Origin of the sequence: Curtobacterium sp. NPDC089689 (assembly GCF_044749145.1) — a bacterium.
Taxonomy (GTDB): Bacteria; Actinomycetota; Actinomycetes; order Actinomycetales; family Microbacteriaceae; genus Curtobacterium.
Map to the genome: position 1 here is coordinate 596478 of NZ_JBIVHJ010000001.1, position 25847 is coordinate 622324.

The 25847-nt window shown below is 71.8% G+C and carries 28 protein-coding genes; 14 read left to right on the top strand and 14 right to left on the bottom strand.

Annotation, left to right across the window (positions count from 1 at the left end; all coding sequences use genetic code 11):
- Positions 1-12: 12 nt before the first annotated feature.
- A complete protein-coding gene (locus tag ACIPYW_RS02830) occupies positions 13-1209 on the bottom strand; it encodes a PP2C family protein-serine/threonine phosphatase (protein ID WP_400410554.1) in 1197 nt (398 codons plus the stop codon).
- Between the two features lie 162 nt (positions 1210-1371).
- Between ACIPYW_RS02830 and ACIPYW_RS02835 the strand changes: the two genes are divergently transcribed.
- The 5 genes from ACIPYW_RS02835 to ACIPYW_RS02855 are packed head-to-tail and all read left to right on the top strand — an operon-like array spanning position 1372 to position 5367.
- Positions 1372-2295 (top strand): ABC transporter ATP-binding protein, encoded by a 924-nt coding sequence (locus tag ACIPYW_RS02835; protein ID WP_400410555.1) that lies wholly within the window; start codon positions 1372-1374, stop codon positions 2293-2295.
- A complete protein-coding gene (locus tag ACIPYW_RS02840) occupies positions 2292-3107 on the top strand; it encodes an ABC transporter permease (RefSeq protein WP_400410556.1) in 816 nt (271 codons plus the stop codon). Before ACIPYW_RS02835 ends, ACIPYW_RS02840 begins: the two co-directional genes overlap by 4 nt.
- A 23-nt stretch (positions 3108-3130) precedes the next feature.
- The gene (locus tag ACIPYW_RS02845; protein ID WP_400410557.1) at positions 3131-4390 is read left to right on the top strand and encodes a sensor histidine kinase; all 1260 of its coding nucleotides are present in this window, start codon (positions 3131-3133) and stop codon (positions 4388-4390) included.
- Positions 4387-5013 (top strand): response regulator, encoded by a 627-nt coding sequence (locus tag ACIPYW_RS02850; protein ID WP_400410558.1) that lies wholly within the window; start codon positions 4387-4389, stop codon positions 5011-5013. The genes ACIPYW_RS02845 and ACIPYW_RS02850 overlap by 4 nt, the downstream gene beginning before the upstream one ends.
- Positions 5014-5022: 9 nt before the next feature.
- Complete coding sequence (locus tag ACIPYW_RS02855) at positions 5023-5367, top strand: hypothetical protein (protein ID WP_400410559.1); 345 nt, start codon at positions 5023-5025, stop codon at positions 5365-5367.
- A gap of 46 nt (positions 5368-5413) precedes the next feature.
- On the opposite strand, the gene ACIPYW_RS02860 is transcribed toward ACIPYW_RS02855, so the two are convergent.
- From ACIPYW_RS02860 to ACIPYW_RS02870, 3 genes are all read right to left on the bottom strand, one after another.
- Positions 5414-6229, bottom strand: a complete 816-nt coding sequence (locus ACIPYW_RS02860; protein ID WP_400410560.1) for a helix-turn-helix transcriptional regulator — start codon at positions 6227-6229, stop codon at positions 5414-5416.
- A 99-nt stretch (positions 6230-6328) separates the two neighbouring features.
- On the bottom strand, positions 6329-6970 hold the full coding sequence (gene lepB, locus ACIPYW_RS02865) for a signal peptidase I (protein ID WP_400410561.1): 642 nt from the start codon (positions 6968-6970) through the stop codon (positions 6329-6331).
- The gene (locus ACIPYW_RS02870; protein ID WP_400410562.1) at positions 6967-7491 is read right to left on the bottom strand and encodes a hypothetical protein; all 525 of its coding nucleotides are present in this window, start codon (positions 7489-7491) and stop codon (positions 6967-6969) included. Before ACIPYW_RS02870 ends, lepB begins: the two co-directional genes overlap by 4 nt.
- Positions 7492-7610: 119 nt before the next feature.
- On the opposite strand from ACIPYW_RS02870, the gene ACIPYW_RS02875 reads away from it, so the two are divergent.
- Positions 7611-8480 carry a VOC family protein gene (locus ACIPYW_RS02875; RefSeq protein ID WP_400410564.1) on the top strand — a complete coding sequence of 290 codons (870 nt, stop codon included), beginning with the start codon at positions 7611-7613 and terminating at the stop codon, positions 8478-8480.
- Between the two features lie 74 nt (positions 8481-8554).
- Here the strand turns inward: ACIPYW_RS02875 and ACIPYW_RS02880 are convergent, their stop codons facing one another.
- The 5 genes from ACIPYW_RS02880 to ACIPYW_RS02900 are packed head-to-tail and all read right to left on the bottom strand — an operon-like array spanning position 8555 to position 12175.
- Positions 8555-9637: a hypothetical protein gene (locus tag ACIPYW_RS02880; protein ID WP_400410566.1), complete on the bottom strand. Its 1083-nt coding sequence runs from the start codon at positions 9635-9637 to the stop codon at positions 8555-8557.
- A 23-nt stretch (positions 9638-9660) separates the two neighbouring features.
- Positions 9661-10254, bottom strand: coding sequence for an ATP-binding cassette domain-containing protein (locus ACIPYW_RS02885; RefSeq protein ID WP_400412497.1), 594 nt, complete (start codon positions 10252-10254; stop codon positions 9661-9663).
- Positions 10254-11312 carry a peptidoglycan-binding protein gene (locus ACIPYW_RS02890; RefSeq protein WP_400410568.1) on the bottom strand — a complete coding sequence of 353 codons (1059 nt, stop codon included), beginning with the start codon at positions 11310-11312 and terminating at the stop codon, positions 10254-10256. Before ACIPYW_RS02890 ends, ACIPYW_RS02885 begins: the two co-directional genes overlap by 1 nt.
- Complete coding sequence (locus ACIPYW_RS02895; RefSeq protein ID WP_400410569.1) at positions 11297-11911, bottom strand: hypothetical protein; 615 nt, start codon at positions 11909-11911, stop codon at positions 11297-11299. Before ACIPYW_RS02895 ends, ACIPYW_RS02890 begins: the two co-directional genes overlap by 16 nt.
- On the bottom strand, positions 11912-12175 hold the full coding sequence (locus tag ACIPYW_RS02900) for a hypothetical protein (RefSeq protein WP_400410571.1): 264 nt from the start codon (positions 12173-12175) through the stop codon (positions 11912-11914).
- 93 nt (positions 12176-12268) lie between these two features.
- On the opposite strand from ACIPYW_RS02900, the gene ACIPYW_RS02905 reads away from it, so the two are divergent.
- On the top strand, positions 12269-12835 hold the full coding sequence (locus tag ACIPYW_RS02905) for a GNAT family N-acetyltransferase (RefSeq protein ID WP_400410573.1): 567 nt from the start codon (positions 12269-12271) through the stop codon (positions 12833-12835).
- Positions 12836-12944: 109 nt separating this feature from the next.
- Here ACIPYW_RS02905 and ACIPYW_RS02910 read toward each other — a convergent pair whose 3' ends face one another.
- A complete protein-coding gene (locus ACIPYW_RS02910) occupies positions 12945-14474 on the bottom strand; it encodes a catalase (RefSeq protein WP_400410575.1) in 1530 nt (509 codons plus the stop codon).
- A gap of 83 nt (positions 14475-14557) precedes the next feature.
- Positions 14558-15067 carry a Fur family transcriptional regulator gene (locus tag ACIPYW_RS02915; protein WP_400410576.1) on the bottom strand — a complete coding sequence of 170 codons (510 nt, stop codon included), beginning with the start codon at positions 15065-15067 and terminating at the stop codon, positions 14558-14560.
- Between the two features lie 138 nt (positions 15068-15205).
- Between ACIPYW_RS02915 and ACIPYW_RS02920 the strand changes: the two genes are divergently transcribed.
- The 3 genes from ACIPYW_RS02920 (at position 15206) to ACIPYW_RS02930 (ending at position 18329) form a co-directional block, all read left to right on the top strand.
- Positions 15206-16042: an aquaporin gene (locus ACIPYW_RS02920; RefSeq protein ID WP_400410578.1), complete on the top strand. Its 837-nt coding sequence runs from the start codon at positions 15206-15208 to the stop codon at positions 16040-16042.
- Between the two features lie 9 nt (positions 16043-16051).
- Positions 16052-17359, top strand: a complete 1308-nt coding sequence (locus ACIPYW_RS02925; RefSeq protein ID WP_400410580.1) for an acyltransferase — start codon at positions 16052-16054, stop codon at positions 17357-17359.
- Between the two features lie 151 nt (positions 17360-17510).
- Positions 17511-18329: a cytochrome c oxidase assembly protein gene (locus ACIPYW_RS02930; RefSeq protein WP_400410582.1), complete on the top strand. Its 819-nt coding sequence runs from the start codon at positions 17511-17513 to the stop codon at positions 18327-18329.
- 254 nt (positions 18330-18583) lie between these two features.
- On the opposite strand, the gene ACIPYW_RS02935 is transcribed toward ACIPYW_RS02930, so the two are convergent.
- Positions 18584-20257, bottom strand: a complete 1674-nt coding sequence (locus ACIPYW_RS02935; RefSeq protein ID WP_400410584.1) for a DHA2 family efflux MFS transporter permease subunit — start codon at positions 20255-20257, stop codon at positions 18584-18586.
- Entirely contained in the window at positions 20254-20862 is a 609-nt protein-coding gene (locus ACIPYW_RS02940; protein WP_400410586.1) for a PadR family transcriptional regulator, read from the bottom strand. Before ACIPYW_RS02940 ends, ACIPYW_RS02935 begins: the two co-directional genes overlap by 4 nt.
- A 145-nt stretch (positions 20863-21007) precedes the next feature.
- Between ACIPYW_RS02940 and purS the strand changes: the two genes are divergently transcribed.
- The 4 genes from purS to ACIPYW_RS02960 all read left to right on the top strand — a co-directional run bounded on the left by purS (position 21008) and on the right by ACIPYW_RS02960 (position 25362).
- Positions 21008-21259 (top strand): phosphoribosylformylglycinamidine synthase subunit PurS, encoded by a 252-nt coding sequence (gene purS / locus ACIPYW_RS02945; protein WP_290132834.1) that lies wholly within the window; start codon positions 21008-21010, stop codon positions 21257-21259.
- A 5-nt stretch (positions 21260-21264) separates the two neighbouring features.
- Entirely contained in the window at positions 21265-21960 is a 696-nt protein-coding gene (gene purQ, locus ACIPYW_RS02950) for a phosphoribosylformylglycinamidine synthase subunit PurQ (protein ID WP_070419245.1), read from the top strand.
- 65 nt (positions 21961-22025) lie between these two features.
- A complete protein-coding gene (purL, locus tag ACIPYW_RS02955) occupies positions 22026-24407 on the top strand; it encodes a phosphoribosylformylglycinamidine synthase subunit PurL (RefSeq protein WP_400410588.1) in 2382 nt (793 codons plus the stop codon).
- A gap of 34 nt (positions 24408-24441) precedes the next feature.
- Positions 24442-25362, top strand: a complete 921-nt coding sequence (locus ACIPYW_RS02960; RefSeq protein WP_400410590.1) for a 2-hydroxyacid dehydrogenase — start codon at positions 24442-24444, stop codon at positions 25360-25362.
- A 26-nt stretch (positions 25363-25388) separates the two neighbouring features.
- Here the strand turns inward: ACIPYW_RS02960 and ACIPYW_RS02965 are convergent, their stop codons facing one another.
- On the bottom strand, positions 25389-25802 hold the full coding sequence (locus ACIPYW_RS02965; protein WP_400410591.1) for a GNAT family N-acetyltransferase: 414 nt from the start codon (positions 25800-25802) through the stop codon (positions 25389-25391).
- Positions 25803-25847 lie beyond the last annotated feature (45 nt).

Genomic DNA, 25847 nt, shown 5'->3' on the forward strand with positions numbered 1-25847 from the left:
GACCAGCCCGCGTCAGGCGTCGCGCGCCACGACCACGACCGTCAGGTCGTCGCCCGGGTCGTGCTCGACGGACCGGGCGCGCACCCGACCGAGGAAGTCCTCGAGGTCGGCCGCGCCGCGGTAGAGCTCCCCGAGCCGTGACAGCGACGCGAGCGTCGAGTCCCACAGCTCGAGCGCGCCGTCGCTCACCAGGACGAGCACGTCCCCGACGCCGAGGTCGAGCGACCCCGTCGTCCGGGTGAGGCCGGCGGGGTGCAGGCCGAGCGGGAGGTCGAACGAGCGGAGCACGGCCTCGGAACCGTCGGCCCGGAGGTGCAGCACGAGCCCGTGTCCGGCGTCCGTGAACTCGAGGTGCCCGGTCGACGGCTCGAGCCGGCCGTGGAAGAGCGTGGCGAAGGACTCGGCGCGGCTGAGCTCGGGAGCGACCTGCGCCTCGAGCCCGGCGACCGCGGTGTCCGGTCGTTCGTCGCCGCGGGCGAGGAGCGCCCCGCGGATGTTCGCCGCGAGGAGTCCCGCCGACATGCCCTTGCCCATCACGTCGGCGAGCGTGACCACGAGGTCGTCGCCCGAGCGGTGCCACTCGTGCAGGTCGCCGGAGACGACGCCGTGGGGCACGCTCATGCCGGCGACCCGGTACCCGGGGACGGTGACCCCGGTCGGCTCGAGCCCGGCCAGGACGGCCCGGAGGCGGTCCTCGTCGGCACCGGCGGCGAGTTCACGCTCCGCCCACACCCCGAGTTCCTCGAGCAACGCCAGGTCGTCGTCGCCGAGGGTCCGCGGCGCTTGGTCCACGAGGCAGAGCGTCCCGACCTTGACGTCGTCGTCACCGAGCCGCAGCGGCACACCGGCGTAGAACCGGACGTTCGGGTCGTCGACCACCATCGGCATGTCGGCGTAGCGGGCGTCGGCCTTGGCGTCCTCGACGACGACCGGGCCGACCTCGCCCAGGGTCCGGCCGCAGAAGGTGTCCTGCAGCGGGATCGTCGGGTCGAACGGGGTGTCGCTCTGCTGCGACTTGATCGTCAGCACGGAGTCGCCCGCGAGGTTGAGGAACGAGCCGGTGACCCCGAAGGCCTCCCGGGCGATGCGGGTGATGCGCTCGAACCGCTCCTCGGGACCGCTCTCGACCACGTCGAGCGCCGCGAGCAGCGCCGCCCGCCGCACGGCGTCCGGGGCGATGGCGTTCGACGTCGAGGTGGTGAGGCTCATGCCCCCCACGGTAACGCCGCCCGCGAGCGCCCGCGTGTCCCCACAACGGAGGACGCGCACCCCCAGAGCGTGGGCCAGGATGTCCGGCCGTGACGATTGTCACGGTGACGTCGTGACGGACGGCAGCGGTGCAGCGACCCGATCGGCGCGAGATTGGTGCCCATGAACAGCACAGGACTCCCGGACGACGCGGTCATCGCACTGCGCGGTCTCCACAAGCGCTTCGGCGCCGTCCACGCCGTCGACGGCGTGGACCTCACGATCCGCCGCGGCGAGGTCGTCGCGCTCCTCGGTCCGAACGGCGCCGGCAAGACCACGACGGTCGACCTGGCACTCGGGCTCTCCACGCCCACCGACGGCGAGGTCCGTCTCTTCGGTGAGGACCCCCGTGCGGCGGTGGTCGACGGGCGGGTCGGGGCGATGCTGCAGGGCGGCGCGCTGCTGCCCGACATGACGGTCCGCGACGTGGTCGCCCTCGTCGGCGCCGCGCACCGCGACCCGATGCCCGTCGACGAGGCCCTCCGGCGGGCCCGGTGCACCGAGATCGCCGGACGACGGGTGAACAAGCTCTCCGGCGGGCAGCTGCAACGGGCGCGGTTCGCCGTCGCGGTCGTCTCGGACCCGGAGCTCCTCGTGCTCGACGAACCGACCGCGGCGATGGACGTCGAGGCCCGGCACACCTTCTGGTCGTCGATGCACGAGTTCACCGACGCGGGTCGCACGGTGGTCTTCGCCACCCACTACCTCGACGAGGCCGACACCTTCGCCGACCGCATCGTCATCATGCGGTCCGGTCGCGTCGTCGCCGACGGCACCCCGACCGAGATCAAGGCCATCGCGTCCAGCCGGTCGGTCCGGTTCGCCGGCGTCGGCCCCGACGCACACGTCGCCCTGCGCGCCCTGCCGGGCGTCACCGGCCTGGAGGCACGACACGACTCCGTCACGCTCCGCACCGACCGCAGTGACGACACGCTGCGGGCGCTCCTCACCTCGTTCCCGGAGGCGCACGACGTCCAGGTGGTCGCCTCGACCATGGACGACGCCTTCCTGGCCCTCACCGCCGACCCGCAGGAGGTCTCCGCATGACCAGCACGACCGCGACCACCGTCGCCGCTCCCGCCGTCCGTCCCCTCGCCCGCACCGTCCGGGGTCGCCTCCCGATCCGCTACGTCGCCCTGGAGACCGCCCGCCAGCTCCGCAACGTCAGGGCGATGGTGTTCACCTTCGCGATCCCGGTGGTGATGCTCCTGGTGTTCGGCGCCGCCTACGGGTCGCAACTCGACCAGTCCACCGGCCTGCGCTACCTGACCGTCACCACGCTGCAGATGGCGTCGTACGGCGCGATGATGGCCGCGCTCAGCCAGGCCTTCGCCATCGTCAACGAGCGCTCGATCGGCTGGAACCGCCAGCTCCGCGTCACGCCGCTGTCCGGCTGGGGCTTCATGGTGTCCAAGGTCATCGCGGCGATGGCGTTCGCGGCACTGTCCATCGGCATCACGATCACGGTGTCCGTGGTGGCCCTGCACGCGTCCCTCGACCCCGGGCACTGGCTCGCGGCGGCGTTCGGCATCTGGTGCGGCGTCGTCCCGTTCGCCCTCATCGCGATCCTCATCGGACAGTTCGCGAAGCCGTCGTTCGCACAGCCGCTCTTCATGGTCGTGTTCATGGGACTCGCCATCCTCGGTGGCCTCTGGGTCCCGCTGTCGATCATGCCGAGCTGGATGGGCTCCGTCGCGCACCTGCTGCCGTCGTTCTGGCTCAACCGCATCGGCCAGATGGGTGCCGGTGCCACCGGCAGCACCGGCATGGTCGAGCCGGCGCTCGTCCTGACGGGCTGGGCGGTCGCCCTGGCCGCCGTGATCGTGTGGCGCTACCGCCGCGACGCGGCGCGCCAGTGAGCGGTGGCCCTACGCTGACCGACATGACCGACTCCCGCACCCACCCCGTCGCCGTGAGCGACGGGGCGGAGGCGCGCCGTGCCTCCAGGCCGTCGCCCCGTTCGTTCCCGTGGGCCGTCCCGCCGGGCGCGACCGAGGAGGTCATCCGCGCCGGCCGGCGCCGCTGGTACGGCGGCGCCGTGTTCGCGCTGCTGTGGCAGGTGCTCGAACTCGTCGCCGTCTGGAACGACGGCCGGTCGTTCGAGGCGCACGTCTGGTCGACGCTCGCACTGTTCGTCCTGTACGCGGCGTACCTCTTCGCACCCGAGCTGATGTGGCGGAGCGGGATGCGCACCCGGGTCATCGTGCTCGCCGGGGTCGCGGCCCTCGCCGGGCTGCTGCTGCTCGTCGTCGGGCCGCTCGCGGTCTGGACGTGGCTCCTCGTCGCCGCGCTGACCGGCTTCGTCGCGGAGCGCTTCTGGGTCGCCGGGGTGGGGATCCTCACCGTCATCGTGGCCCAGGTCGTCGTGGCCGCGTCGCTCGGGTGGGACGGCGCGGTGGCCAGCGGCCTCCTGTTCGCGCCGGTCGTGACGGTCTCGGTCGGGGCGTCGATGCTGTTCTTCGGTCGGCAGCGCGAGGCGGAGGACAAGCTCGACGTCGCACAGGACGAACTCACCCGGCTCGCCGTCGTCGAGGAACGGACCCGGTTCTCGCGCGACCTGCACGACGTGCTCGGCCACTCGCTCACCGTCGTCGCGATGAAGTCCGAGCTCGCCGGCCGGCTCGTCGACGTCGACCCCGCGCGGGCCAAGGCGGAGATCCAGGACGTCGAACGGCTCTCCCGCGAGGCGCTGCAGGGGCTGCGCCAGGCGGTCAGCGGGTACCGGGAGGCCGACCTCGAGGCCGAGCTGGTGTCCGCCCGCGCCGCGCTGACGGCCGCCGAGCTCGAGGCCGATCTGCCGGCCGACGGCACGGCGGCGGCTCGGGACGTCCGGAGCCTGTTCGCCTGGGTGCTCCGGGAGGGAGTGACGAACGTCCTCCGGCACGCGGCGGCGACCCGGGTGCGGGTGACCCTGACCCGGACGGCGCTGACGATCGAGGACGACGGGGCCGGGGCCGCCGGAGCCGGCGGCACCGAGACCGGCGGCGCCGGGGCCGGCAGGGCGTCGCTCGTGGCCGGTGTCGGCGGCAACGGGCTCCGCGGGCTGCGGGAGCGGGCCGACGCGGTGGGCGCGACCGTCACCACCGGTACGAGCGACCTCGGGGGCTTCCTGCTGCGCGTCGAACGGAAGGGCCGACGATGACCGACACGATCCGGGTGCTGCTCGCCGACGACCAGGCGCTCGTGCGCGGCGCCCTCGCCTCGCTGCTCTCCCTCGAACCCGACATCGACGTCGTCGCCCAGGTGGCCCGCGGTGACGAGGTCGTCCAGGCGGCTCGGGCAGCGGGCGCCACGGTCGCCCTGCTCGACGTCGAGATGCCCGGCGCCGACGGCCTCACCGCCGCTGCCGCGCTCGCCCGGGACCTCCCGAGCTGCCGCTCCCTCATCGTCACGACCTTCGGACGGCCCGGGTACCTCCGCCGTGCCCTCGAGTCGGGGGCGGCCGGCTTCGTCGTGAAGGACACACCAGCCGAACAGCTCGCCGACGCCGTCCGACGGGTCGCCGGCGGGTTCCGCGTGGTCGACCCCGTGCTCGCGGCCGAGTCGCTCGCCGCCGGCCCCTCACCGCTCACCCCGCGCGAGACGGACGTCCTCATCGCCTTCCGCACGAGCCCCACGGTCGCCGGGGTCGCCGCGTCACTGCACCTGTCCGAGGGCACCGTGCGGAACCACCTGTCCGCCGCCATCGGCAAGACCACCGCCCGGAACGCCACCGAGGCGCTCCGGGTGGCCGCGGACAACGGGTGGCTCCTCGGGACGGCGTAGCCTGGGTCGGTGCTCCGCCCCGTCGTCCGCCGTCCGCTCCGCCGTGTCGCCACGTCGCTCGTGCTCGGTGCTGCCGCTGCGCTGACCCTGGCGGGCTGCGGCGCCCACGACTCGACCGGCCAGATCACGGTCACGGTGTCGGAGAACGCCGCGCAGCGCCCCTACGAGGTGAAGGTGTTCGCCGCGACGGGCAAGCTCGCCGAGCACCAGCGGGTGTTCCCGGGCGGCACGGCGGCGTTCGCCGGGGTCCCCCTCGGCGAGGTCACCGTCCGTGCGGCGGACCTCTGCACGCAGCACGCGACGGTGTCGGACGGATCGGTGGCGACCGTCACGCTGACGACGACGGGCTGCTGAGCCGCTGTCAGCCGATCGTCCCGTCCGCGGTCACGCTGCGGAGCGGTCAGGGTCGGCGGTGGGCCGTGCGGGCGAGGGTCTCGCGGGGGCTCTCCCCGAAGCGTGCCCGGTACGCCGCGGCGAAACGCCCGAGGTGCGCGAACTGCCACCGGTGTGCGACCTCACGCACGGTGACGATCCGGCGGCCGCCCGTCGCGAGCTCCAGGTGCACCCGGTCCAGCCGGGCCTCGCGCAGGTAGTGCATCGGCGTGATCGCGAGCCGCCGGCGGAAGAGGTCCTGCAGGCCCCGCTCGCTCAACCCGCAGGCGTCCGCGATGTCCGCGACCGTGATCGGGTCGCTCGCGTGCTCGTGCACGAAGGCGATCGCGCGGCGCATGCGCTGCTCGACGTCCGACCGCGCACGGGTGTAGGTGGAGAGGACGACCCTGGCCACGCGGCGCTTGAGCGCTCGACGCTCGGCGTCCGGGAGCTCGTCGTCGAGCACCCGGTCGACGGCGTCGCGCAGCAGCGTCCGCAGGGGCTCGGTCCGGTTGTCGGTGGGGTCCGGCTGCACGAACCGGAACGACTCGTCCGCGTCGCCGAGCAACGCCGGTGCGACGTGCAGGAGCGTCATGGCCGTGGCGTCCGTCTCGAAGGCGTAGGCCACCGACGCGGAGAGCACCACGGGCTGCCCGGGACGGACCTCCCAGCGTTCGCCGTCGTCCGCGGTGACGACGGCGTGCCCGTCCGCGAGCCAGAACACGACGTGGTCGGGGCGCGGTCCGATGGTGCCGGCCTGTGGGCCGTTCGTCCGGATGCGCCGCACCGAGAGTTCGTCGTCGCCGCCGGTCTGGTACTCGAACGCAGCATCGTCCGTCGGCATGGGGAGCACGCTACCCGGTGGGCGCTCCGACCACGACACCCCCGAACGCGCCGCAGTGCGGTCGCACGAGGCACGACCGGCGCTACCTGCCCTGCCCCGTCAGCGCGTCGCCCGGTCGGGGACCCGGTCCCACTCGTCGCCGTAGCGGGACAGCACGGTCCACCGGGACACCGGCCACGTCGTGATGAACGCGCGGCCCACCACGTCGTCGACCGGCACCGAGCCGTGCGCCCTGCTGTCCGCGGAGTCGTACCGGTTGTCGCCCATGACCCAGATGTGGTTCTTCGGCACCGTGATGTCGAAGTCGGTCCCGGAGACCCGATCGGATCCTGCTTCGCGGACGACGTACGGCTCGTCCACGGCCTTCCCGTTGACCGAGAGCCGCCCGTCGGACCCGCAGCAGGACACCCGGTCGCCCGGCAGCCCGATCACCCGCTTGATGAGGTCGTCGCCCTGGCCGGTCCCGAGCCAGCCGCCCGGGTCCGTGAAGACGACGACGTCACCGCGCTGCAACGGCACGAGCCCGGGGACGAGTTCGTTGACGAGCACCCGGTCGCCCACGAGGAGGGTGTTCTCCATCGACTCCGACGGGATGTAGAACGACCGGACCAGGAACGTCTTGACGAGGAACGAGGCGATCAGCGCCGCGACGACGATGATCGCCAGGTCGCGGAGGAAGCGCCAGCCGCTCCGCTGCTTCGCGTTGCCCTCGGTCGTCGCACCACTCGTCGCGTCACTCAATGCGTCAGCACCACCTTCACGAGTCCGATCACGAACGCGACCGCGGCGAGCACGATGCCGCCCCAGAGCCCGAGGAACGTCGGACGCGCCCCCGAGAACCGCTGCATGAACACGCCGACGAGCCCGATGCGCACGACGAGGATGACGACCGCGGCGATCTGCGCCCACTCCGCGGGGAGCCACCCCACCCAGGCCGCGGAGTACAGCACGGCCGGGATGAGGCCGGAGGTCGCGATCGGGTTGGCGTTCCGAGCGATCACCACGGCGCTCTCGCGTCGGACGTCGTCGTCGGTGTCGCGGTCCGCGCCGATCCCGTGTGCGACGAGGTGCGCCAGGACGTGTGCCAGGTAGGTCAGCACCGCCGTCGCGAGCACCGTCAGCACCGCCGCGCCGTGCTCGATCTCGACCGGACCGACGGCGATGGCGGCGCTGAGCACGGTGATGTTGCCGTAGATGTACGACGACATCCGGTCGCGGACGTGCTCGACCGGCAGGTCTCGCGGATCCGGACGTCGTGGCATCCGTCCATCATGGCCTCACCGCACCGGTCCTCGCCGACAGGACGCCGAGTGCGATGCGATCCGTCGCCGTCCCGACCCATTTGGTTGACGCGTCAACCAAATGGGTCGACACTTGATCCATGCAGACCCAGGACCTCCTCGCCGCCGACACCGGCATGGGCGCGGTCACGCTCCGCGTGGCCGACCTCGACCGCATGACGGCCTTCTACACCGAGGGCGTCCGGCTCAGCATCCTGTCGTCGGACCACGGGCGGACGGTCCTCGGGCGCGGAGTCGTGCCGATCCTCGTCCTCGAACACGCACCCGAGCTCCAGCACGCCGGCGCGCACGAGGCCGGACTCTTCCACACCGCGGTGCTGTTCGACACCCGCGCCGACCTCGCCGCTGCGCTGTACTCCGTCGCGACGCGGTACCCGCAGTCGTTCACCGGCAGCGCCGACCACCTGGTCAGCAACGCGTTCTACTGCACCGACCCCGAGGGCAACGGCGTCGAGCTCTACTGGGACCGGGACCGCACCGAGTGGTCGTGGACGCACGGCACCGTCGACATGGCCACGATCTTCCTCGACCCGAACGCGTTCCTCCGCGAGCACCTCACCCAGGACGCCCTCGACACCGCCGCCGCACGGCCCGGGCGCGTCGGGCACGTGCACCTCTCCGTCGGCGACGTCGCCACGGCCAGGGCGTTCTACGTCGACCAGCTCGGCTTCGCGACGACCGCCGGGTGGGGCGAAGCGCTGTTCGTGTCGGCCGGCGGCTACCACCACCACATGGCGATGAACACGTGGAACTCCCGCGGCGCCGGCCGTCGGCAGCTGGCCCTCGGCCTCGGCCTGGTCCGCATCGAGGTCCCCGGCACGGACGACCTCGGCTCCCTGACCGAGCGCATGCTGCACCACGGCGTCGAGCTGGCGGACGACGGGCGGACGGTCGCCTTCGAGGACCCGTGGGCGAACCGCATCGAGGTCACCGCACCCGGCCGGGGCTGATCGCGACGGCCTGGAGGCACGTGGCACGTCCGCCACGCCGCCGCAGCCGTTCACGACGCTCGAGCGGACAGTCGTCACCGGGTCCGGAAGTAGCGGTGCAGCGCGCGCTCTCGCACGCATCCGGCCGCGGCTGCGCCGCCGAGCACACCAGCGGCCGACCCGACAGCGGCGATCCCGCCCGCGGCGTGGAGGATCGGCCACGCGTCCTCCGGCGGCAGCATCCGCACGATCACCACAGCCACGGCAGTCGACGCGAGCGCTGACGTCAACGCCCAGATCACGTGCTGCAGGACGACCCCGAGCACCTGTGCGCACCGCGGGGTCCCGATGTGCAGGTCGGACGCCAGCACGAGCCGCCGGCGCACCACCGCTGCTCCCCCGACCAGGACACCGACGGCGCCAGCAGCTGCGAGCAAGGTGGCCTGCCCGGTGCCCCCGGACGGCGTGAACGCGGCTCCCAGCCGAGGGTTGAGCTGTCCCACCGTCGGCCGGTCCTCGTCCTCCGCCCCGGTCGAGGTCAGCACCGACCTGCGGAGCAACGAGACGGTGTCGTCACGCTGCGGCCAGACCGTCACCCAGCACGCATCGTAGGGTCGTGCGTCGTCCACGGACGGGGCGAGCACCGCGTACTCGAGGTCCGGGTCCCGTCCGTCGTCCGGGTAGGCGTACGCGCCCGCCACGGGCACGGATCCCCCGTCGGCGAGTTCGAGCGCGGTCCCTCGAGCAGCAGCGAGACCGAGTGATTCCCGGACAGTCGGTGAGAGCACGACACCGGGATGCCCCGTGAGCTGCGGTTCCCCGAGGACGGCGAGCAGCCCAGGAGTGACCTCGTAGGTCGGTAGCGCCGACCCCGGCAGCGCCGCCGGTACGGTTCCGTCCTCGAGCCGCCGGAGTGCGCCGGCCGCCACCACCCCTTCGGAGTCTGCGATCGCGTCGCAGGTGCGGCCGTCGATCCGTCCGCGCGCCTCCTGGACGGTCGTCGCGGCACCACTCGCGACGTAGTCGGTTGCAGCCCGCACGTCCGCCACGAGCTCGGCGGCTCGCACCCCTACGAGACCTGCCAGGAGCAGTCCGAGCACCAGCGCCCACGTGAACGCCCACGACGCTCCGGTACTGATGTCGCGCCATGCCTCCCGCAGGACCTCTCGAAGACGCATCGCCCGTGCGTGCCGGTACCGGCTCATCGGTGCCGCCCGAGGTCGAGCACCTCGTCGCACGCCGCACGGGTGTCGTCGTCGTGCGTCGCGACCACCACGACGGTGCCCGACTCGGCGAGTGCGCCGATCGCACGGTTCACCTCCGCGGAGGTCGCTCGGTCGAGTTGGGCCGTCGGTTCATCGACGAGCATGAGGTCCGGAGCGCTCGCCATGCCCCTTGCGAGCATGAGTCGTTGCGCTTCCCCTCCGGAGAGTTCGGCGAACCTCGCATGAGCTCGGTCCCCGAGCCCGAAGCGTTCGAGGACGCCGTGGGCACGCAGATCGGCTTCGCGTCGGTCAGCACCGCGTGCGATGAACGGCAGCGCGACGTGGTCCAGAGCACGGCGACGAGCGACGCCGTGCGGGTTCTGGAACACCCAGAGCGGACGGCAACGCGGTGGCCGGCGGACCGCCCCGTCGGTGGGACGGACCATGCCGGCGAGGATCGCGAGGAGCGTGGACTTGCCGGATCCGCTCGGACCGACCAACGCTGTGACCGTCCCCTCGACGAGCGTTCGGTCGACGTCGTGGAAGAGCCGGACACCGCTCGACCACTCGTGCCCGACGCCTTCCAGCATCACCGGCACGGTCGTTCCTGATCAGGCAGCGCCCGCAATCTGTCGAGCCTCGTTCCGTCGCGCGGCTGCACGAACGACTGTCCGAGCTCCGAGCCGAGCACCTCGACACGAACGGGCCGACCATCGGTCCGCTGCACGCAGGCGTTCGCGCCGTCGATCGCGAACAGCGCGGTCGGCGGGACCACCTGCACCGTCCTCGGACGGCGAAGGGACCACGTCGCCGCGATCATCGGCTCGCCGTCAGACGAGGCGACCGTCGCGGCGTACTCCGGCAGGGCCGAGATCGCTGCGAGCGAGCTGCCCGAGGACACGACCCCGCCCTCGTCGACCGGGACGGTCGTCGACCCGATCGTGAGGTCACGGGCGCCGGCCACCGGTTCGACCGGCAGGGAGTCGACGTGCGCGCTGCGGAGCTCGGCCGGGAGTTCCGCGAGCACCCCACCGTCGGCGACCGGAGCTCCGGTGACCGCGGAGCACGATCGGACCGTGTTCTCCGCCGAGGGGACCCATGCGAACGGGGCGCGGGGAAGCGTCTGCTCACTCGCGATGTCCGTTCGGACCCCGCGGTCGGCCAGGAAGCGCAGTGCGGCACGGAGCGTCCCGCGTCCGAACACACCGTCCTCGGCGAGCCCGGCTCCGCCCACGTTGAGGGCACGCTGCAGGCCGCGGACGTCGTCGCCACGAACGTCCGGCTCGAGGTCACGCCACAGCGGCACGTCGGTGGCGAGCGCGATGACGGGCTCACCGTCGACACTCGCCACCACGTCACCGCTGCGGAGCACGGTGCCGACGGAACACGCCGAGGCTGTGACCGTGCCGGTCCGGGCCGTCACGACGGCCCGCGGTCCCCCGGTGTCCAGCGCGAGCTGCACCTGTCGCTCGTCCGCATCGGCGCGTTCGGTCACCCGCACCGACGTCGCGGCGCTGGCACTCGCGAGAACCGCCGGACGGTCACTCGGGAGCGACACCACCGTGACGGTGGCAGCGACCGCGGCAACGAGGACGGCGGCCAGGCCGATCATCGTGCCCGAGGGCAACCGGATCACGGCGTCCGCCACAGCCCGAGCGGGTCCAGCCGGCACTGCACGGCCGCGTCCGCAGTCTCGTCGAACGGGAACGCCCCGGCGCTCTGGTCGCTGCGCCACCGCTGCTCACTGTAGTCGTCACCCACCAACCCCGCGGTCCTGAGGCAACTCACGGTGATCTTCGCCTCGTCCAGGCGATCCGGGTTCCGACGTGTTTCCCCGAAGAGGTAGGTGATGTACTCGTCAGACTGCTGCTCACATGCCCTGAGGACTGGGTCGGACCGCTCGAAGAAGTCGTCTGGGTACCGTTCGTCGAGCGCTCGCAGGGCGAAACCGCCGTCGGCATCGTAGTCGATCCCGAAACCACTGTCGGCCAGACATCGCTGCACGCGATCGTGCGTTGCTTCGAGCTCCTCCGGCGTGACGACACCATCGCTCAGCACGTTCGACTCGAAATCTGAGACGTCGTCGTCGAGCGCTGCTCGGAAGTCGTCAGCCCACGGACCGGACGCCTTGAGCTCGGACCTTCCCGGATGCGGACTCGGCGAGTTCGTTGTGACACCGGAGCACCCCGGGAGCATCAGCGCGCAGACAACCGCTGCGCTGGCGAGGCCGCCGCGAAGACGACGCACCTACCGCGCCGTCATGCCGTACGACACCACGTTCGCCCAACAGAGCTTCTGCTGGGACCACTTTCCCTTACCGACCCATGCTCCGTACTTGCTCGGAGCGTTCTTGATCGCGTTCCAGTGACGAGCACTGGAACACGAGTTGTTCTTCCCCTTCATCAGCGAGACCGACCCGTAGCACGCTGCTTTCGCCTCAGGCGCGGTGACGGTGTCGACTGCGACGCCCCCTGCCACCACGGTCCCGAGCACGACGTTCTTCATCGACATCGATCTTCCCTCCCGTTTGAAGTATCAGCGTTAACGTATCGACGCTCTGGCAGGGGCGCAACCTCGCCAATACCCGTCCGGCAGACTGGCCCCGTGACTGACGACACCCGGTGGGAGGTGGTCGAGGAGAGCGCACTGACGCTCGCCGACCACGAGGCGATCACGGCACTGCTGGCGCAGGCGTTCCCGGACTGGTCGCACTGGTTCGTGGGCAGCCGCAGTTGGAGCGGCATGCAGCCCGAACGCCGGGTGGTCGCCCGGGACGACGACGGAGTGGTCCTCGCGCACGTCGGGATCCGACGGATGTTCGTCACCGTCGGCGGCCGCGACGTCCTCGTCGGCGACACCGGTCTCGTCGCGGTGAGCCCGCGCCTCCAGGGCACCGGGATGGGCCGCGACCTCATGGAACGCGCGCGAGGTGTCCTCGAGGGACTCGCGGTCCCGTTCGGCTTCCTCGGCACCGGCGAGGACCGCGTCCCGTTCTACGCGAAGGTCGGCTGGCAGGTCTTCGACGACGTCGTGACCGACTACACCGCGTTCACCGCGGAGGGCGCGGGGATGCCGATGACCGAACAGGGCGGCTGGATGGTCCTCCCCGTGGCCGCACCCCTCGAGGACTGGCCCGCCGGACCGGTCCACCTGAACGCCCAGCAGGTCTAGAGGTGATGGCCAGCCCGGCAGACGACGGACGGGAGGCACGGTGCCAGCTGGCACCGTGCCTCCCGTCCGTCAGGTGGTGGGGCGGGCCTCCGCCCCTGCACTGACTGGGCTACGCCTCGACCGCGACCTTCTCCGGGTCCTCGTTCGATCCCGGAGCGCTCGGCGCGACGGCGGCGCGCACGCGCGACCCGAGGTCGGCGTCGACGTTCGTCCAGTAGGCGAACACGCGCTCGCGCAGGTCGTCACGGGTCACCTTCGAGACGTGACCGGCGATGTTCCCGACGAGGCGCTCACGCGCGGCGTCGTCGAGCACCTCGCGGTAGAGGGTGCCGGCCTGTCCGAAGTCGTCGTCCTCCGGGTGCAGGGTCGCCGCGGAGCGCTGGAGCGCACCGTCCGACTCCCAACCCGGAACGTCGTCGGTGGCGGCGGGGTCGGCGTGGGCGCCACCGAGCGTGTTCGGCGCGTACACCGGCACCTCCGACTTCTGGAAGTCGAAGCGCATGGCGCCGTCCTTCGAGTACGAGTGCACCTCGTTCTTCGGGGCGTTCACCGGCAGCTGCGCGTGGTTGGTGCCGACGCGGTAGCGGTGCGCGTCCGCGTAGCTGAAGATGCGCGCGAGGAGCATCTTGTCCGGGCTCGCCGCGATGCCGGGCACGAAGTTCGACGGGGCGAAGGTCGCCTGCTCGATCTGCGCGAAGTAGTTCTCCGGGTTGCGGTTGAGCTCGAGCTCGCCGACCTCGATGAGCGGGTAGTCCGCGTGCGGCCACACCTTCGTCAGGTCGAACGGGTTGAAGCGGTAGGACTCGGCGTCCGCGTACGGCATGACCTGCACCTTGAGGGTCCACTTCGGGAAGTCCTCGCGCTCGATCGCGGCGTGGAGGTCGCGGATGTGGAAGTCGGCGTCCTCACCGGCGATGCGGTCGGCGTCCTCCTGCGTGAGGGTCTTGTGGCCCTGCTGCGTGATGAAGTGGTACTTCACCCAGAAGCGCTCGCCGTCGGCGTTGATCCACTGGTACGTGTGCGAGCCGAAACCGTCCATCTCACGCCACGAGGCGGGGAGGCCGCGGTCGCCCATCAGCCACGTCACCTGGTGCGCCGACTCGGGCGACAGCGTCCAGAAGTCCCACTGCATGTCGTGGTCGCGGAGGTGCGAACCCGGCAGGCGCTTCTGCGAGCGGATGAAGTCCGGGAACTTGATGCCGTCGCGGATGAAGAACACGGGCGTGTTGTTGCCGACGAGGTCGTAGTTGCCCTCTTCGGTGTAGAACTTCAGCGCGAAGCCGCGGGGGTCGCGCCAGGTGTCCGGGGAGCCCTGCTCGCCGGCGACGCTCGAGAAGCGCACGAGCGTCTCGGTCTGCCCGCCCGGCTGGAGGAACGCGGCGCGGGTGTACTGCGACACGTCGTGCGTGACGGTGAACGTCCCGAACGCGCCGCCGCCCTTGGCGTGGACGACACGCTCCGGGACGCGCTCGCGGTTGAACTGGGCGAGCTTCTCGACGAGGTAGTGGTCGTGCAGCGCGAGGGGGCCGTCGGCGCCGACACCCATCGAGTGCTGGTCGCTGGAGACCGGAGCTCCGCTGTTGGTCGTGGTGGTGGGGGTGCCGGCCGGCTGGCCGGTCGTCGTGTTCTGGTCGGACACGGTTCCTCCTCGGAACGTTGGTTCGGTCAGGGTGCTCGGGTTGCTCGTGGTCCCGGTTCGGAGCCGGGAGGTGGGATCGCCTGTCAGGGCCGGTTGGTCGCGGTGCCTGCGTCGACGGAGGCCGGGGCGTCGTCGGCCGGTGCGCCCTCGGCCTGGCCACCCTCGGCCGGGGCGTCGTCCCGCTCGGCCGCAGCGCAGCGCTCGCAGATCCCCCAGTAGGTGACCTCGGCCGTGGTGACCGCGAAGCCGTGCGTCTCCGACGGCGTCAAGCACGGTGCGTGCCCGACGGCGCAGTCGACGTCCTCGATGGCGCCGCACACGGTGCAGACGATGTGGTGGTGGTTGTCGCCGGTCCGCCGTTCGTAGCGAGCGGGACTGCCGGCGGGCTCGATGCGGCGGACGAGCCCGACCCCGGTCAGTGCGGCGAGCACGCCGTACACCGCCTGGTGACTCGTCGTCGGGAGCTCGGCCGAGAGCGCGGAGACGATGGCGTCCGCGGTGGCGTGCGGCATCCGCTCTGTCGCGCGCAACACCGCGAGTCGCGGAGTGGTGACGCGCAGGCCCGCGGAGCGCAGCAGCTCTGCATCCTCCACACGCACTCCTTCTCTTGCAGCAGTCAAGACAACTCGTCCAGCGTAGCACCAGTCCGCCGGCGGCCAGGGATCGAACGGTCGATCATGACAGAAGCAACACCAGCCACTCGGGTCGCATCAGCCCCACCCCGTCTCCTCGTGCGCCTCGCCGCGGAGGCCGCGGGCACGTTCCTCCTCGTCCTCGCGCTCATCGGCGCGGCGAACTTCACGGCCGTCTTCCCCGACGCGCACAACACCCTCGGCGTCGGCCTGCTCGGCGTCGCCTCGACGCTCGGGCTCACCGTGATGATCGGGGCGAGCGCCTTCGGCCCGATCAGCGGCGGCCACTTCAACCCCGCGGTCACCGTCGGCCTCGCGGTCGCGGGGCGACACCGCTGGAGCGAGGTCGTGCCGTACGCGATCGCCCAGGTCGTCGGCGGGACGATCGGAGCCGGCGCGCTGCCGCTGATCGCGGGTCAGAGCAGCGGGGGCTTCCTCGCCGCGACGCTCGACGGGGGCTTCGCCTCGAACGGCTTCGGGTCGCAGGGCCCCGCAGGGTCCTCGCTGCTCGGCATCGCCGTCGCGGAGACCCTGGCGACGGCCCTGTTCGTCACCGTCATCCTGCGGGTGACCGGGAGCGCGGGCAGCGCGGTGCCCGCACCCCTGGTCATCGGGGCAACGCTCACGGTGCTGCTCCTCACGCTCATCCCGGTGTCGAACGCCTCGCTCAACCCGGCACGCTCGTTCGACCGCGGTGTTCGCGGGTCCGGAGTGGCTCGTGCAGTGGTGGGCGTTCCTGGTGTTCCCCGTCCTCGGTGCGGTCCTCGCCGGGCTCGGCGCCCGGGTACTGCGCCGGGCGTAGGCCCCGGGCGACGAGCTGCCGACCACGGACCGTCGGGAGCCGTGACCCGTTGCATGCCGATGGCGGCATGCAACGGGTCACGAAACGGCGGCGATCAGCTGGGCCGGAGCTGTGGAGGCCGTCGGCGGCGGTAGCGTCCGAGCATGTCGTCGCAGCAGAGCGTGCCGGAACGGGCACACACCGCACAGGACGTCCGGGGGATCATCGCGCAGCGGGACCTGGTCGTCGACCTCATCAGGACCGCGTGCGTCGTCCTCGTCGTCTTCGTGCACGTCGCGATGGTCGGGGTCGGCACGTCGGACGGCGGAATCGCGGTCACGAGCCCGCTCCAGGAGCTCGACTGGTACGTCGCCGCGACCTGGATCGGTCAGGTCATGCCGCTGTTCTTCGTGGTCGGAGGCTTCGCGAGCATCGTCGGCTGGCGCAGCACCGTGACCCGCGGGGGCGGAGCCCGGGACTGGTGGGCCACCCGGCTCGTCCGGCTCTTCCGACCCGCGGTGCCGCTCTTCGTCGTGCTCGCCTCAGGACTCGGCGCCGCCACCGTCGCCGGGACGCCCGCCGACCTCCTGGCCGAGGTCGCGTTCGGCATCGGCTCCCCGCTCTGGTTCCTCGCCGCCTACGGCATCACGCAGTGCTGCGTGCCGTTCATGGTCCGACTGCACGAACGTGCTCCGTGGCGGACCCTCGCCGCTCTCCTCGTGCTCGCGGCAGCGGTCGACGCCGTCCGTCTCGCGACCGGCGTCGCGGAGGTCGGCCTGCTCAACCTCGGCCCGGTGTGGTTGTTCGCGCAGCAGCTCGGGTTCCTCTGGGCGGACGGTTGGTTCGCCCGGAGGTCTCGCGTGCTGCTCGTCGTCGTCGCGGCCGCCGCGTACCTGGCCCTCGTGCCGATGACCTCGGTGGGGCTCTGGGCACCGGACATGCTGCAGGACCTCAACCCGCCGATGCTGCCGCTCGCGTTCCTCGCGGTCGCCCAGGCGTGCCTCGTGCACCTCGTCCACGGGCCGCTCACACGCCTGATGCGGACGCGTGCGGCGCAGGCCTCGGTGTTCCTCATCGGGCGGGACGGCATGGCGATCTACCTCTGGCACCTGCCGCTGTTCATCGCGCTCAACGGCGTGGCGCTCCTCGTCGGTCTGCCCTTCCCCGAGCCGGGCGGCACCGTCTGGTGGGCGACCCGCCCCGTCGCGCTCGTCGTGCTGCTCGGGATCGCGATCGCCGTCGCCCGGGCCCTCCGGCGGTTCGACCGCCCACTCCCCCGCCTCGTGCCCGGTGCCGACCGTCCGGCTTGGCCGGTCCTCGTCGTCGCGGGGCTCTGCACGGTCGGGCCGGCCTTCGCGGTCATGCAGCTGCACCTCTCGTTCCCGGTCGCCCTGGCGGGTGCACTCCTCGTACCGCTCGGGGTCTGGCTGCTGACGCGGACCACCCCGGCGGCGGGCGTCACCCGGATCTGAACCGGTTCTCACCCCCGGGGAGCCCCGGAGGGGCCTCGGGCGCGCACGCCGGGCGGAGGATGACCGGGGCAGCACGATCCGCAGGAGGCACCCCACGCCGTCGACACCCGAGTTCTGGTCCACGTGGCGGTTCGATCCGCTCGCAGCCGCGATGATCTGCGTCGCCGCGGTCGCCTACGGCTGGCGCCTGATCGGCGCCGTCCGGCGCGGAGCCCGGTGGCCGTGGTGGCGGACCCTCGCGTTCGTCGTCGCACTCGCACTGTTCGGGGTCGCCCAGTTCGGCATCGTCGGCGCCTACGCCGAGCAGCTCCGGTGGGCCTTCGTGCTCCGGCTGGCGGTGCTCTTCTTCGCGGTCCCCACCTTCGCCGCGTTGGCCGCGCCCGTCTCGTTGCTCCGGACGGGAGGCCCGGATCGCCTCGCGCAGGCAGCCACGGCCGCCCTCCGGTCACGTCCGGTCCGCGTCCTCGGCAACGCGATCGTGTCGCCACTGGTCGCCCTCGCGATGTTCTGCGTGCTCCTGACCCCACTGTCGGCCGCGATCCGGACGTCGCCGGTGTGGGCGGTGGCGATCACGGTGCTCGTACCGGTGCTCGGGTTCGGACTGCTCGCCCCACTGTCCGAGCCCGGGATCCTGCGGTCGTCGACATTCGTGACCGTGGAGTTCCTGCTGGCGTTCGTGGAGCTCATGCTCGACGCGATCCCGGGCATCGTCCTGCGGATCACGGACCACGTGCTGGACGGTGCTACCACGGTGCTCGTCGGGAAGGCCTGGTACCCGTCGCCGTTGCAGGACCAACACCTCGCCGGCGACCTGCTGTGGTTCATCGCCGAGGTCGCGGACATCCCGGTCCTCATCTCGCTCTTCGTCCGGTGGCAGCGGACCGACCGCCGCGAGGCCCGCGCCGTCGACGACCTCACCGACGAGGAGATGGCGGCGCTCACCCGGGCGCACCTCGAGCGGCGCGGGTAGTCGGCGGCCGGTGCCGTGGCCGCGGGCACGGCGGCGGTCACGGTCGCGGGACCTGATCGACATCGCGCGTGTCGATCGACGCGTGCTTCGTCGCTCCCGCACCGCGGCGAACGGCCACCGACGACCACGGCTGCCCGAGGTCACCGACGCGCTCGGCGACCCCACCACGAACGACGAACGACGTCGCCGCTGTCGCTCGACAGCGGCGACGTCCGTCGGGGTCGGTCGCTCGCGGGGGCTCGGTCCGGACCGGGCTACGCCTCGGCGTGCCGCCCGTGGTGCTCGGTCGCAGCGAGCTCGGCCTCGGGGGTCTCCGGGGCAGGAGCGGCCGCGTGCACACCGTGGCGCTCCGCACCCGCAGCGGCGGTCGCGGACGACGGCGCGGCGGCGGTCGCCTCGGCGTCCTGCGTCGCGACCGAGCCCGTCTGGTGCCACGCCACGGTCTGCTTCGGCTTCGCGAGGAACAGTGCCGCGACGATGCCGACGAGCAGCACCAGCGCCGGCAGGGCGAGCGACTGCCCCATCGCCGTCGCGAACGGCTGCTGCAGGAAGTCCGGCAGCGTGCCGACCTGCTGCTCTGCCCCGCCACCCGTCGAGCCGCCCGAGCCGGACGGGAAGTTCGCCGTGATTCGGGCCTCGATCAGCGCGGCGATGCCGGCCGAACCGAGGACGGCACCGATCTGGCGCGTGGTGTTGTAGACGCCCGACCCGGCGCCCGCGAGCTTCGGCGGGAGGTTGCGCGTCGCCGAGACGGACAGCGGACCCCACATGCAGGCGTTCGCGAGGCCGAGCAGCGTCGAGGGCAGGAGCACCCAGCCCCAGGCCGCGCCCGATGCGAGCAGCGAGCCGAACCAGAACAGGGCGCCCGAGAAGCACGCGAGGCCGAACGCCGCGACCCAGCGGAGGCTCCACCGGTTGAGGTTCTTGCCGACGAGCGGCGCGAGGCCCGCGGAGAGGACGGCCTGCGGGACGAGCAGGAGCGCCGCCTGGGTCGGGCTGAACGTCAGCACGTCCTGGGCCCACAGCATGATCGGCAGCGCGAACGACGAGATCGCGACGCCCACCGAGGTGATGGCGATGTTCGCGAGCGTGAAGTTGCGGTCCTTGAAGAGCCCGAGCGGCAGCAGCGGCTCGCCCTTCTGCACGCCCTGCCACACGACGAACGCGGCGAGGACGACGACGCCGGCGACGATCAGCGACCAGACCGAGATCGGACCGGTGATGGTGCCCCAGTCGTAGGTCTCGCCCTCCTGGATGCCGAAGACGAGCAGGAACATGCCGGCCGCGCTCAGGACGATGCCGAGGTAGTCGAACCGGTGCCCGTGCCGCTCGAACGACGGGACGAAGCGCTGCGCGAGCACGAACGCGACGACGCCGACGGGGACGTTCACGAAGAAGATCCACTCCCAGCCGAAGCCGTCGACGAGCAGACCGCCGACGATCGGGCCGACGAGCGAGGCGACACCGGCGACGGCACCCCAGAGGCCCATCGCCGCGCCGCGGTTCTGCGGCGGGAAGATGCGCGTGATGACCGCCATCGTCTGCGGGGTCATCATCGCGGCACCGAGGCCCTGGACGACGCGGGCGAGGATGAGCACCTCGATCGACCCGGCGAGGCCGCACCACAGGCTCGACAGCGTGAACACCACGAGGCCGGTCTGGTACAGCACCTTCGGGCCGAAGCGGTCACCGAGCCGCCCCGTGATGAGCAGCGGCACCGCGTACGCGAGCAGGTAGGCGCTCGTCACCCAGATCACCGAGTTGATGTCGGCGTCGAGCTTCGCGGCGATGGTCGGGGTCGCGACCGACACGATGGTCGAGTCGACGAGGATCATGAAGAAGCCGACGACCAGTGCCCAGAGGGCAGGCCACGGCTTCTTCTCGGTGCCCGTGTCCCGGGTGGTCGGCGTCGCGCCGGTGGTGGTCATCGAGTGTGTTCCTTCGTCTCGTCGTCTGCTGTGGTGGGGACGGCCGGGCCGTCCCAGGGGAGGTCGCCGCGCTCGATGCGGTCGGCGGTCGCCGAGAGCCACTCGATCTGCGCGGTGAGCATGGCACGGACGTACGACACGTCCAGCCAGAAGCGATCGGCCAGGTGCTTGGCCTGGAGGCCCGTGGCGGCCTCGTCGTACCCCTCGCGTTCCGCGCGGAGTGCCTCGGCGCGTGCGCGGAGGGCGGTCGCCGCGTCCTCGGCGCTCAGGTTGTCGACGTGGGACACCGCGAGCTGGAACTCCGGGTACTCGTCGGCCGGCTCGGCGATCATCCGTCGGAGGCCGTCCTCGAGTGCAGCACGGCCGTGGTCGGTGATCGCGTAGGTCGTCCGTTCCGGACGGTTGCCCTCGCGCGCGGTCCCGAGTGCCTCGGCGTACCCGAGCTCCACGAGGCGGCCGATCTGGTGGTAGAGCGTGCTCGGCCGGACCTTGACGTTCTGGTCCTCGCGACGCTGCAGCATCGTCTGGAACATCTCGTACGGGTGCATCGGGGCCTCGGCGAGGAGCCCGAGCGCGGCGAACGCGAGCGGCGTGAGCGACGCCATCCGTGCCTCCAGTCCGATGTTCGAGAACGACTATTCGACTTGGAATATACGCCTTGGACGAGTTCTCCACAACCGGTCGGGCGCGCCGCGCCCGCCGCCTAGACTGTTCTCGTCCCACCCATCCCCGAAGTGCTGGAGTGAACACGTGCCAACGATCGTCGTCGAGGTCATGCCCAAGGCCGAGATCCTCGACCCGCAGGGCAAGGCGGTGGGCAACGCGCTCGCCCGTCTCGGCAAGGCCGACCTGACCAACGTCCGCATCGGCAAGCGCTTCGAGGTGGCCGTCGACGGCCCCGTCGACGACGCCAAGCTCGCCGAGGTCCGCGAGATCGCGGCCGACGTCTTCTCGAACGCCGTGATCGAGGACGTCGTCTCCGTCACCGTGCAGGACGCGTGACGCGGATGCGCATCGGCGTCATCACGTTCCCGGGCTCGCTCGACGACCGCGACGCCCAGCGCGCGGTCCGCCTGGCGGGAGCCGACCCCGTCGCGCTCTGGCACGGCGACCACGACCTGCAGGGTGTCGACGCGATCGTGCTCCCCGGCGGGTTCTCCTACGGCGACTACCTCCGTGCCGGAGCGATCGCCGCGAAGGCCCCGATCATGGCCGAGGTCATCGACGCGGCCGGTAAGGGCATGCCCGTGCTCGGCATCTGCAACGGGTTCCAGATGCTCGCCGAGGCCCGCCTGGTGCCCGGAGCGCACACCCGCAACGCGCACCAGCAGTTCATCCGGCGCGACCAGAAGCTCCGCGTCGAGACCAGCGCCACGGCGTGGACCTCCGGGTTCACCGCCCAGCAGGAGATCACCATCCCGCTGAAGAACGCCGACGGACGCTTCGTTGCCGACGCCGACGAGATCAAGCGCATCGAGGACAACGGCCAGGTCGTGTTCCGCTACGTGGGCGTGAACCCGAACGGGTCGATCGACGACATCGCGGGCGTCTCGAACGAGCGCGGCAACGTCGTCGGCCTCATGCCGCACCCCGAGCACGCGACGGAGCCCGGCTTCGGCCCGGACACCCCCGCGGCGATGGCCTCCGGCACGGACGGCCTCACCTTCTTCACCTCCGTGATCGAGTCGACGCTCGTCAAGTGACGGCCACGACTCCAGCGCCCACGACCCCAGCGCCCACGACCTCAGTGACAGGGAACGACACCACCGTGACGAATACCGTTCGCCCGAAGCCCGACACCGTGCAGGACGCCGCCGCGACGCCCGACAAGGAGCAGCCGTACGAGGCGCTCGGGCTCAAGGCCGACGAGTACGCCCGCATCAAGGAGATCCTCGGCCGCCGCCCCACCTCGGGTGAGCTCGCCATGTACTCCGTCATGTGGTCGGAGCACTGCTCGTACAAGTCGAGCAAGAACTACCTCCGGCAGTTCGGCAAGAAGGTCACGCCGGAGATGACGAAGAACCTCATGGTCGGCATGGGTGAGAACGCCGGCGTGGTCGACATCGGCAACGGCTGGGCCGTCACCTTCAAGGTGGAGTCCCACAACCACCCGTCCTACGTCGAGCCGTACCAGGGTGCCGCGACGGGCGTGGGGGGCATCGTCCGCGACATCATCTCCATGGGTGCCCGCCCGGTCGCCGTGATGGACCAGCTCCGCTTCGGTGCGATCGAGCACGAGGACACGCAGCGCGTCGTGCACGGCGTCGTCGGCGGCATCTCGTTCTACGGCAACTGCCTCGGCCTGCCGAACATCGGCGGCGAGACCTACTTCGACCCGGTGTACCAGGGCAACCCGCTCGTCAACGCCCTCGCGGTCGGTGTGCTGCGGCACGAGGACCTCCACCTGGCGAACGCCTCGGGCGCGGGCAACAAGGTCGTGCTCTTCGGTGCCCGCACGGGTGGCGACGGCATCGGCGGCGCCTCGATCCTCGCGTCCGACACCTTCACCGAGGGCGGCCCGACCAAGCGTCCGGCCGTGCAGGTCGGCGACCCGTTCGCCGAGAAGGTCCTCATCGAGTGCTGCCTCGAGCTCTTCCAGGAGGAGCTCGTCGAGGGCATCCAGGACCTCGGCGCCGCGGGCATCTCGTGCGCGACCAGTGAGCTCGCGTCGAACGGCGACGGTGGCATGCACATCTCGCTCGACGACGTCCTGCTGCGCGACCCCACGCTCACGGCAGAGGAGATCCTCATGTCGGAGAGCCAGGAGCGCATGATGGCGGTCGTCCGCCCCGAGAAGCTCGACGAGTTCCTCGCCGTCGTCCGCAAGTGGGAGGTCGAGACGAGCGTCCTCGGCGAGGTCACCGGCACCGGCCGCCTCGTCATCGACTGGCAGGGCCAGGAGATCGTCAACGTCGACCCGCGCACCGTCGCGGTCGACGGCCCCGTGTACGACCGCCCGGTCGCGTACCCGACCTGGATCGACGCGCTGCAGGCCGACTCGGCTGCCTCGCTCGACCGGCCGGCCGACGGTCCTGCGCTGAAGGCACAGTTCCTGCAGCTCCTCGGCTCGCCGAACCTCGCGTCGAAGAACTGGGTGACGAACCAGTACGACACCTACGTCCTCGGCAACACCGCGCTGTCCTTCCCGGACGACGGCGGCATGATCCGCGTCGACGAGGAGACCGGGCTCGGCGTCTCGATCGCCACCGACGCCAACGGTCGGTACTGCCAACTCGACCCGAAGCAGGGCGCACGTCTGGCCCTGGCCGAGGCGTACCGGAACGTCGCCGTCACCGGTGCGGTCCCGGCCGCGGTCACCGACTGCCTCAACTTCGGCTCGCCGGAGAACCCCGAGGTCATGTGGCAGTTCTCCGAGGCCGTCGAGGGCCTCGCGGACGGCTGCATGGAGCTCGGCATCCCGGTCACCGGCGGCAACGTGTCGTTCTACAACCAGACCGGCACGACCCCGATCCACCCGACGCCGGTGGTCGGTGTGCTCGGCATCATCGACGACGTCGCCCTCCGCGTGCCGTCCGGCTGGCAGGACGACGGCCACAACGTGTACCTGCTCGGCACGACCTCGCTCGAGCTCGACGGCTCGGCGTGGGCCGGCACCGTGCACGGGCACCTCGGCGGGCGTCCGCCGGCGGTCGACCTGGAGCAGGAGAAGGCCCTGGCGGACCTCCTGCACGCGGCAGCGAGCGAGCAGCTCCTGACGAGCGCGCACGACCTCGCGGACGGTGGCCTCGGTCAGTCCCTCGCCGAGTCCGTCCTGCGCTTCGGCATCGGCGCCCGGATCGTCCTCGACGAACTCGAGGACCGTGACGGCGTCGACACGGCGACCGCGCTGTTCTCGGAGTCGACCGGCCGCGTCATCGTGACCGTCCGGCGCGAGGACGACGTGCGCTTCCAGGGCCTCTGCGAGGGTCGCGGGTTCCCGGTGCTCCGCATCGGCGTGACCGACGCGACGAGCGGTTCGCTCGAGGTCCAGGGCGCGTTCGAGGCCACGATCGACGAGCTCCGCGGCACGCACGCCGCGACGCTCCCGGCACGGTTCGGTGACGTCATCACCGAGGACGTCACCGAGGGCTACGTCGGCCGGGGTCCGCTCGACGACCACGGGTCGTTCTCGCCGCGGGCCGACTCCTGACCGCGTCGGCCGGCGTGACGACGGGCATCGCCTGATGCCCGTCGTCACCCTGCCGTTCCAGGAGCTCGTCGACCGCTTCGGCCCGGTGCCCGACGGCGTCGAGCTCGCCGTGTGGGACGTCGAGCAGCCGTTCGAACGCCCGGACGAGGTCGCGATCACCCTGCTGCCGTTCTACTTCGGCGGTCGGCACCGCTGGCAGTTCGTGCACGACCTGCCGAACCTCCGGCTGCTGCAGCTCCCGAGCGCCGGCTACGAGCACGCCGTCCCGCACGTCCCCGAGCACGCCCTGCTGGCGAACGGGCGTGGGATCCACGATGACGAGACCGCCGAGCTCGCCGTCGGCCTGGCGCTGACGAGCCTCCGGGAGCTCGGGGCGTTCCAGGCCGACCGCGCGAACGGCGTCTGGGACGCCCGCACCACGCGGTCCCTCGCCGATCGACGGGTGACGGTCGTCGGCTACGGGGCGATCGGTTCCGCCATCGCGACACGGTTCGAGGCCTTCCGCACGGAGGTCACCGTCGTGGCCCGGACCGCGCGCGAGCAGGACGGCCGGCAGGTGCACGGCTTCGACGAGCTCCCGGAACTCGCGGCGTCGACGGACGTGCTCGTGTTGATCACCCCGCTGACCGACGAGACGGAAGGGCTGGTGGACGCCGACCTCCTCGCGGCGCTGCCGGACGGGGCCCTCGTGGTGAACGTCGCACGCGGCAGGGTCGTCGACACCGACGCCCTGGTCGCCGAGGTGCGCTCCGGCCGGCTCTCGGCCGCGCTCGACGTCACCGATCCCGAGCCGCTCCCGGCCGGGCACCCGCTCTGGACGACGCCGAACACCGTCCTCACGCCGCACGTCGGCGGCAACACCGACCTCAGCGTCCCGCGCTCGATCGAGCTGGTGCGCCGTCAGGTGGCCGCGCTCGTGGAGCACCGTCCGTTCGAGAACGTCATCGAACGCTGACGGGGTCGGCCGTCGGCCAGCGCCGCTCAGTCGACGGGCAGCGCCATCCCGAGGCTCGGTGCGACGTCCTCGAAGCCGAGCGACCGGTAGAGCCGCTGCCCGGGCGGGTCCCCGACGAGGGTGACGTACGCGCCCTCGGGAGCGCGTGAGCGGATGTCGTCGACGAGCCACTCCACCACCGCCCGGCCGATCCCGTGCCGCTGGTGCGCCGGGTCGGTCGCGATGTCCGCGATGTGGAAGTACCAGCCGCCGTCGCCGATCGCCCGGCCCATCGCGACGACCTCCCCCGCGGGACCGACGACGTGACAGGCCGTCCAGCTCCCGGCGATGGCGCCGGCCCCCTGCTCGGGCGTCCTGGGCGTCAGCCCGGAGTCGCGGCGCAGCCGCAGGTAGTCGGCGAGCGGTGGCGGACCGGCGACGATCGTGTAGGACGCATCCATGCGCTCAGTCTGGCCGACCCCGCCGACACGACCCGCGCCTCCCGG

Coding starts and splice junctions, on each gene's coding strand:
- ACIPYW_RS02830 (WP_400410554.1), bottom strand. CDS start 1,209: ATGAGCCTCACCACCTCGACGTCGAACGCCATCGCCCCGGACGCCGTG.
- ACIPYW_RS02835 (WP_400410555.1), top strand. CDS start 1,372: ATGAACAGCACAGGACTCCCGGACGACGCGGTCATCGCACTGCGCGGT.
- ACIPYW_RS02840 (WP_400410556.1), top strand. CDS start 2,292: ATGACCAGCACGACCGCGACCACCGTCGCCGCTCCCGCCGTCCGTCCC.
- ACIPYW_RS02845 (WP_400410557.1), top strand. CDS start 3,131: ATGACCGACTCCCGCACCCACCCCGTCGCCGTGAGCGACGGGGCGGAG.
- ACIPYW_RS02850 (WP_400410558.1), top strand. CDS start 4,387: ATGACCGACACGATCCGGGTGCTGCTCGCCGACGACCAGGCGCTCGTG.
- ACIPYW_RS02860 (WP_400410560.1), bottom strand. CDS start 6,229: ATGCCGACGGACGATGCTGCGTTCGAGTACCAGACCGGCGGCGACGAC.
- ACIPYW_RS02870 (WP_400410562.1), bottom strand. CDS start 7,491: ATGCCACGACGTCCGGATCCGCGAGACCTGCCGGTCGAGCACGTCCGC.
- ACIPYW_RS02875 (WP_400410564.1), top strand. CDS start 7,611: ATGCAGACCCAGGACCTCCTCGCCGCCGACACCGGCATGGGCGCGGTC.
- ACIPYW_RS02880 (WP_400410566.1), bottom strand. CDS start 9,637: ATGCGTCTTCGAGAGGTCCTGCGGGAGGCATGGCGCGACATCAGTACC.
- ACIPYW_RS02885 (WP_400412497.1), bottom strand. CDS start 10,254: ATGCTGGAAGGCGTCGGGCACGAGTGGTCGAGCGGTGTCCGGCTCTTC.
- ACIPYW_RS02900 (WP_400410571.1), bottom strand. CDS start 12,175: ATGTCGATGAAGAACGTCGTGCTCGGGACCGTGGTGGCAGGGGGCGTC.
- ACIPYW_RS02925 (WP_400410580.1), top strand. CDS start 16,052: ATGTCGTCGCAGCAGAGCGTGCCGGAACGGGCACACACCGCACAGGAC.
- ACIPYW_RS02930 (WP_400410582.1), top strand. CDS start 17,511: ATGATCTGCGTCGCCGCGGTCGCCTACGGCTGGCGCCTGATCGGCGCC.
- ACIPYW_RS02935 (WP_400410584.1), bottom strand. CDS start 20,257: ATGACCACCACCGGCGCGACGCCGACCACCCGGGACACGGGCACCGAG.
- ACIPYW_RS02940 (WP_400410586.1), bottom strand. CDS start 20,862: ATGGCGTCGCTCACGCCGCTCGCGTTCGCCGCGCTCGGGCTCCTCGCC.
- purQ (WP_070419245.1), top strand. CDS start 21,265: ATGCGCATCGGCGTCATCACGTTCCCGGGCTCGCTCGACGACCGCGAC.
- ACIPYW_RS02960 (WP_400410590.1), top strand. CDS start 24,442: ATGCCCGTCGTCACCCTGCCGTTCCAGGAGCTCGTCGACCGCTTCGGC.
- ACIPYW_RS02965 (WP_400410591.1), bottom strand. CDS start 25,802: ATGGATGCGTCCTACACGATCGTCGCCGGTCCGCCACCGCTCGCCGAC.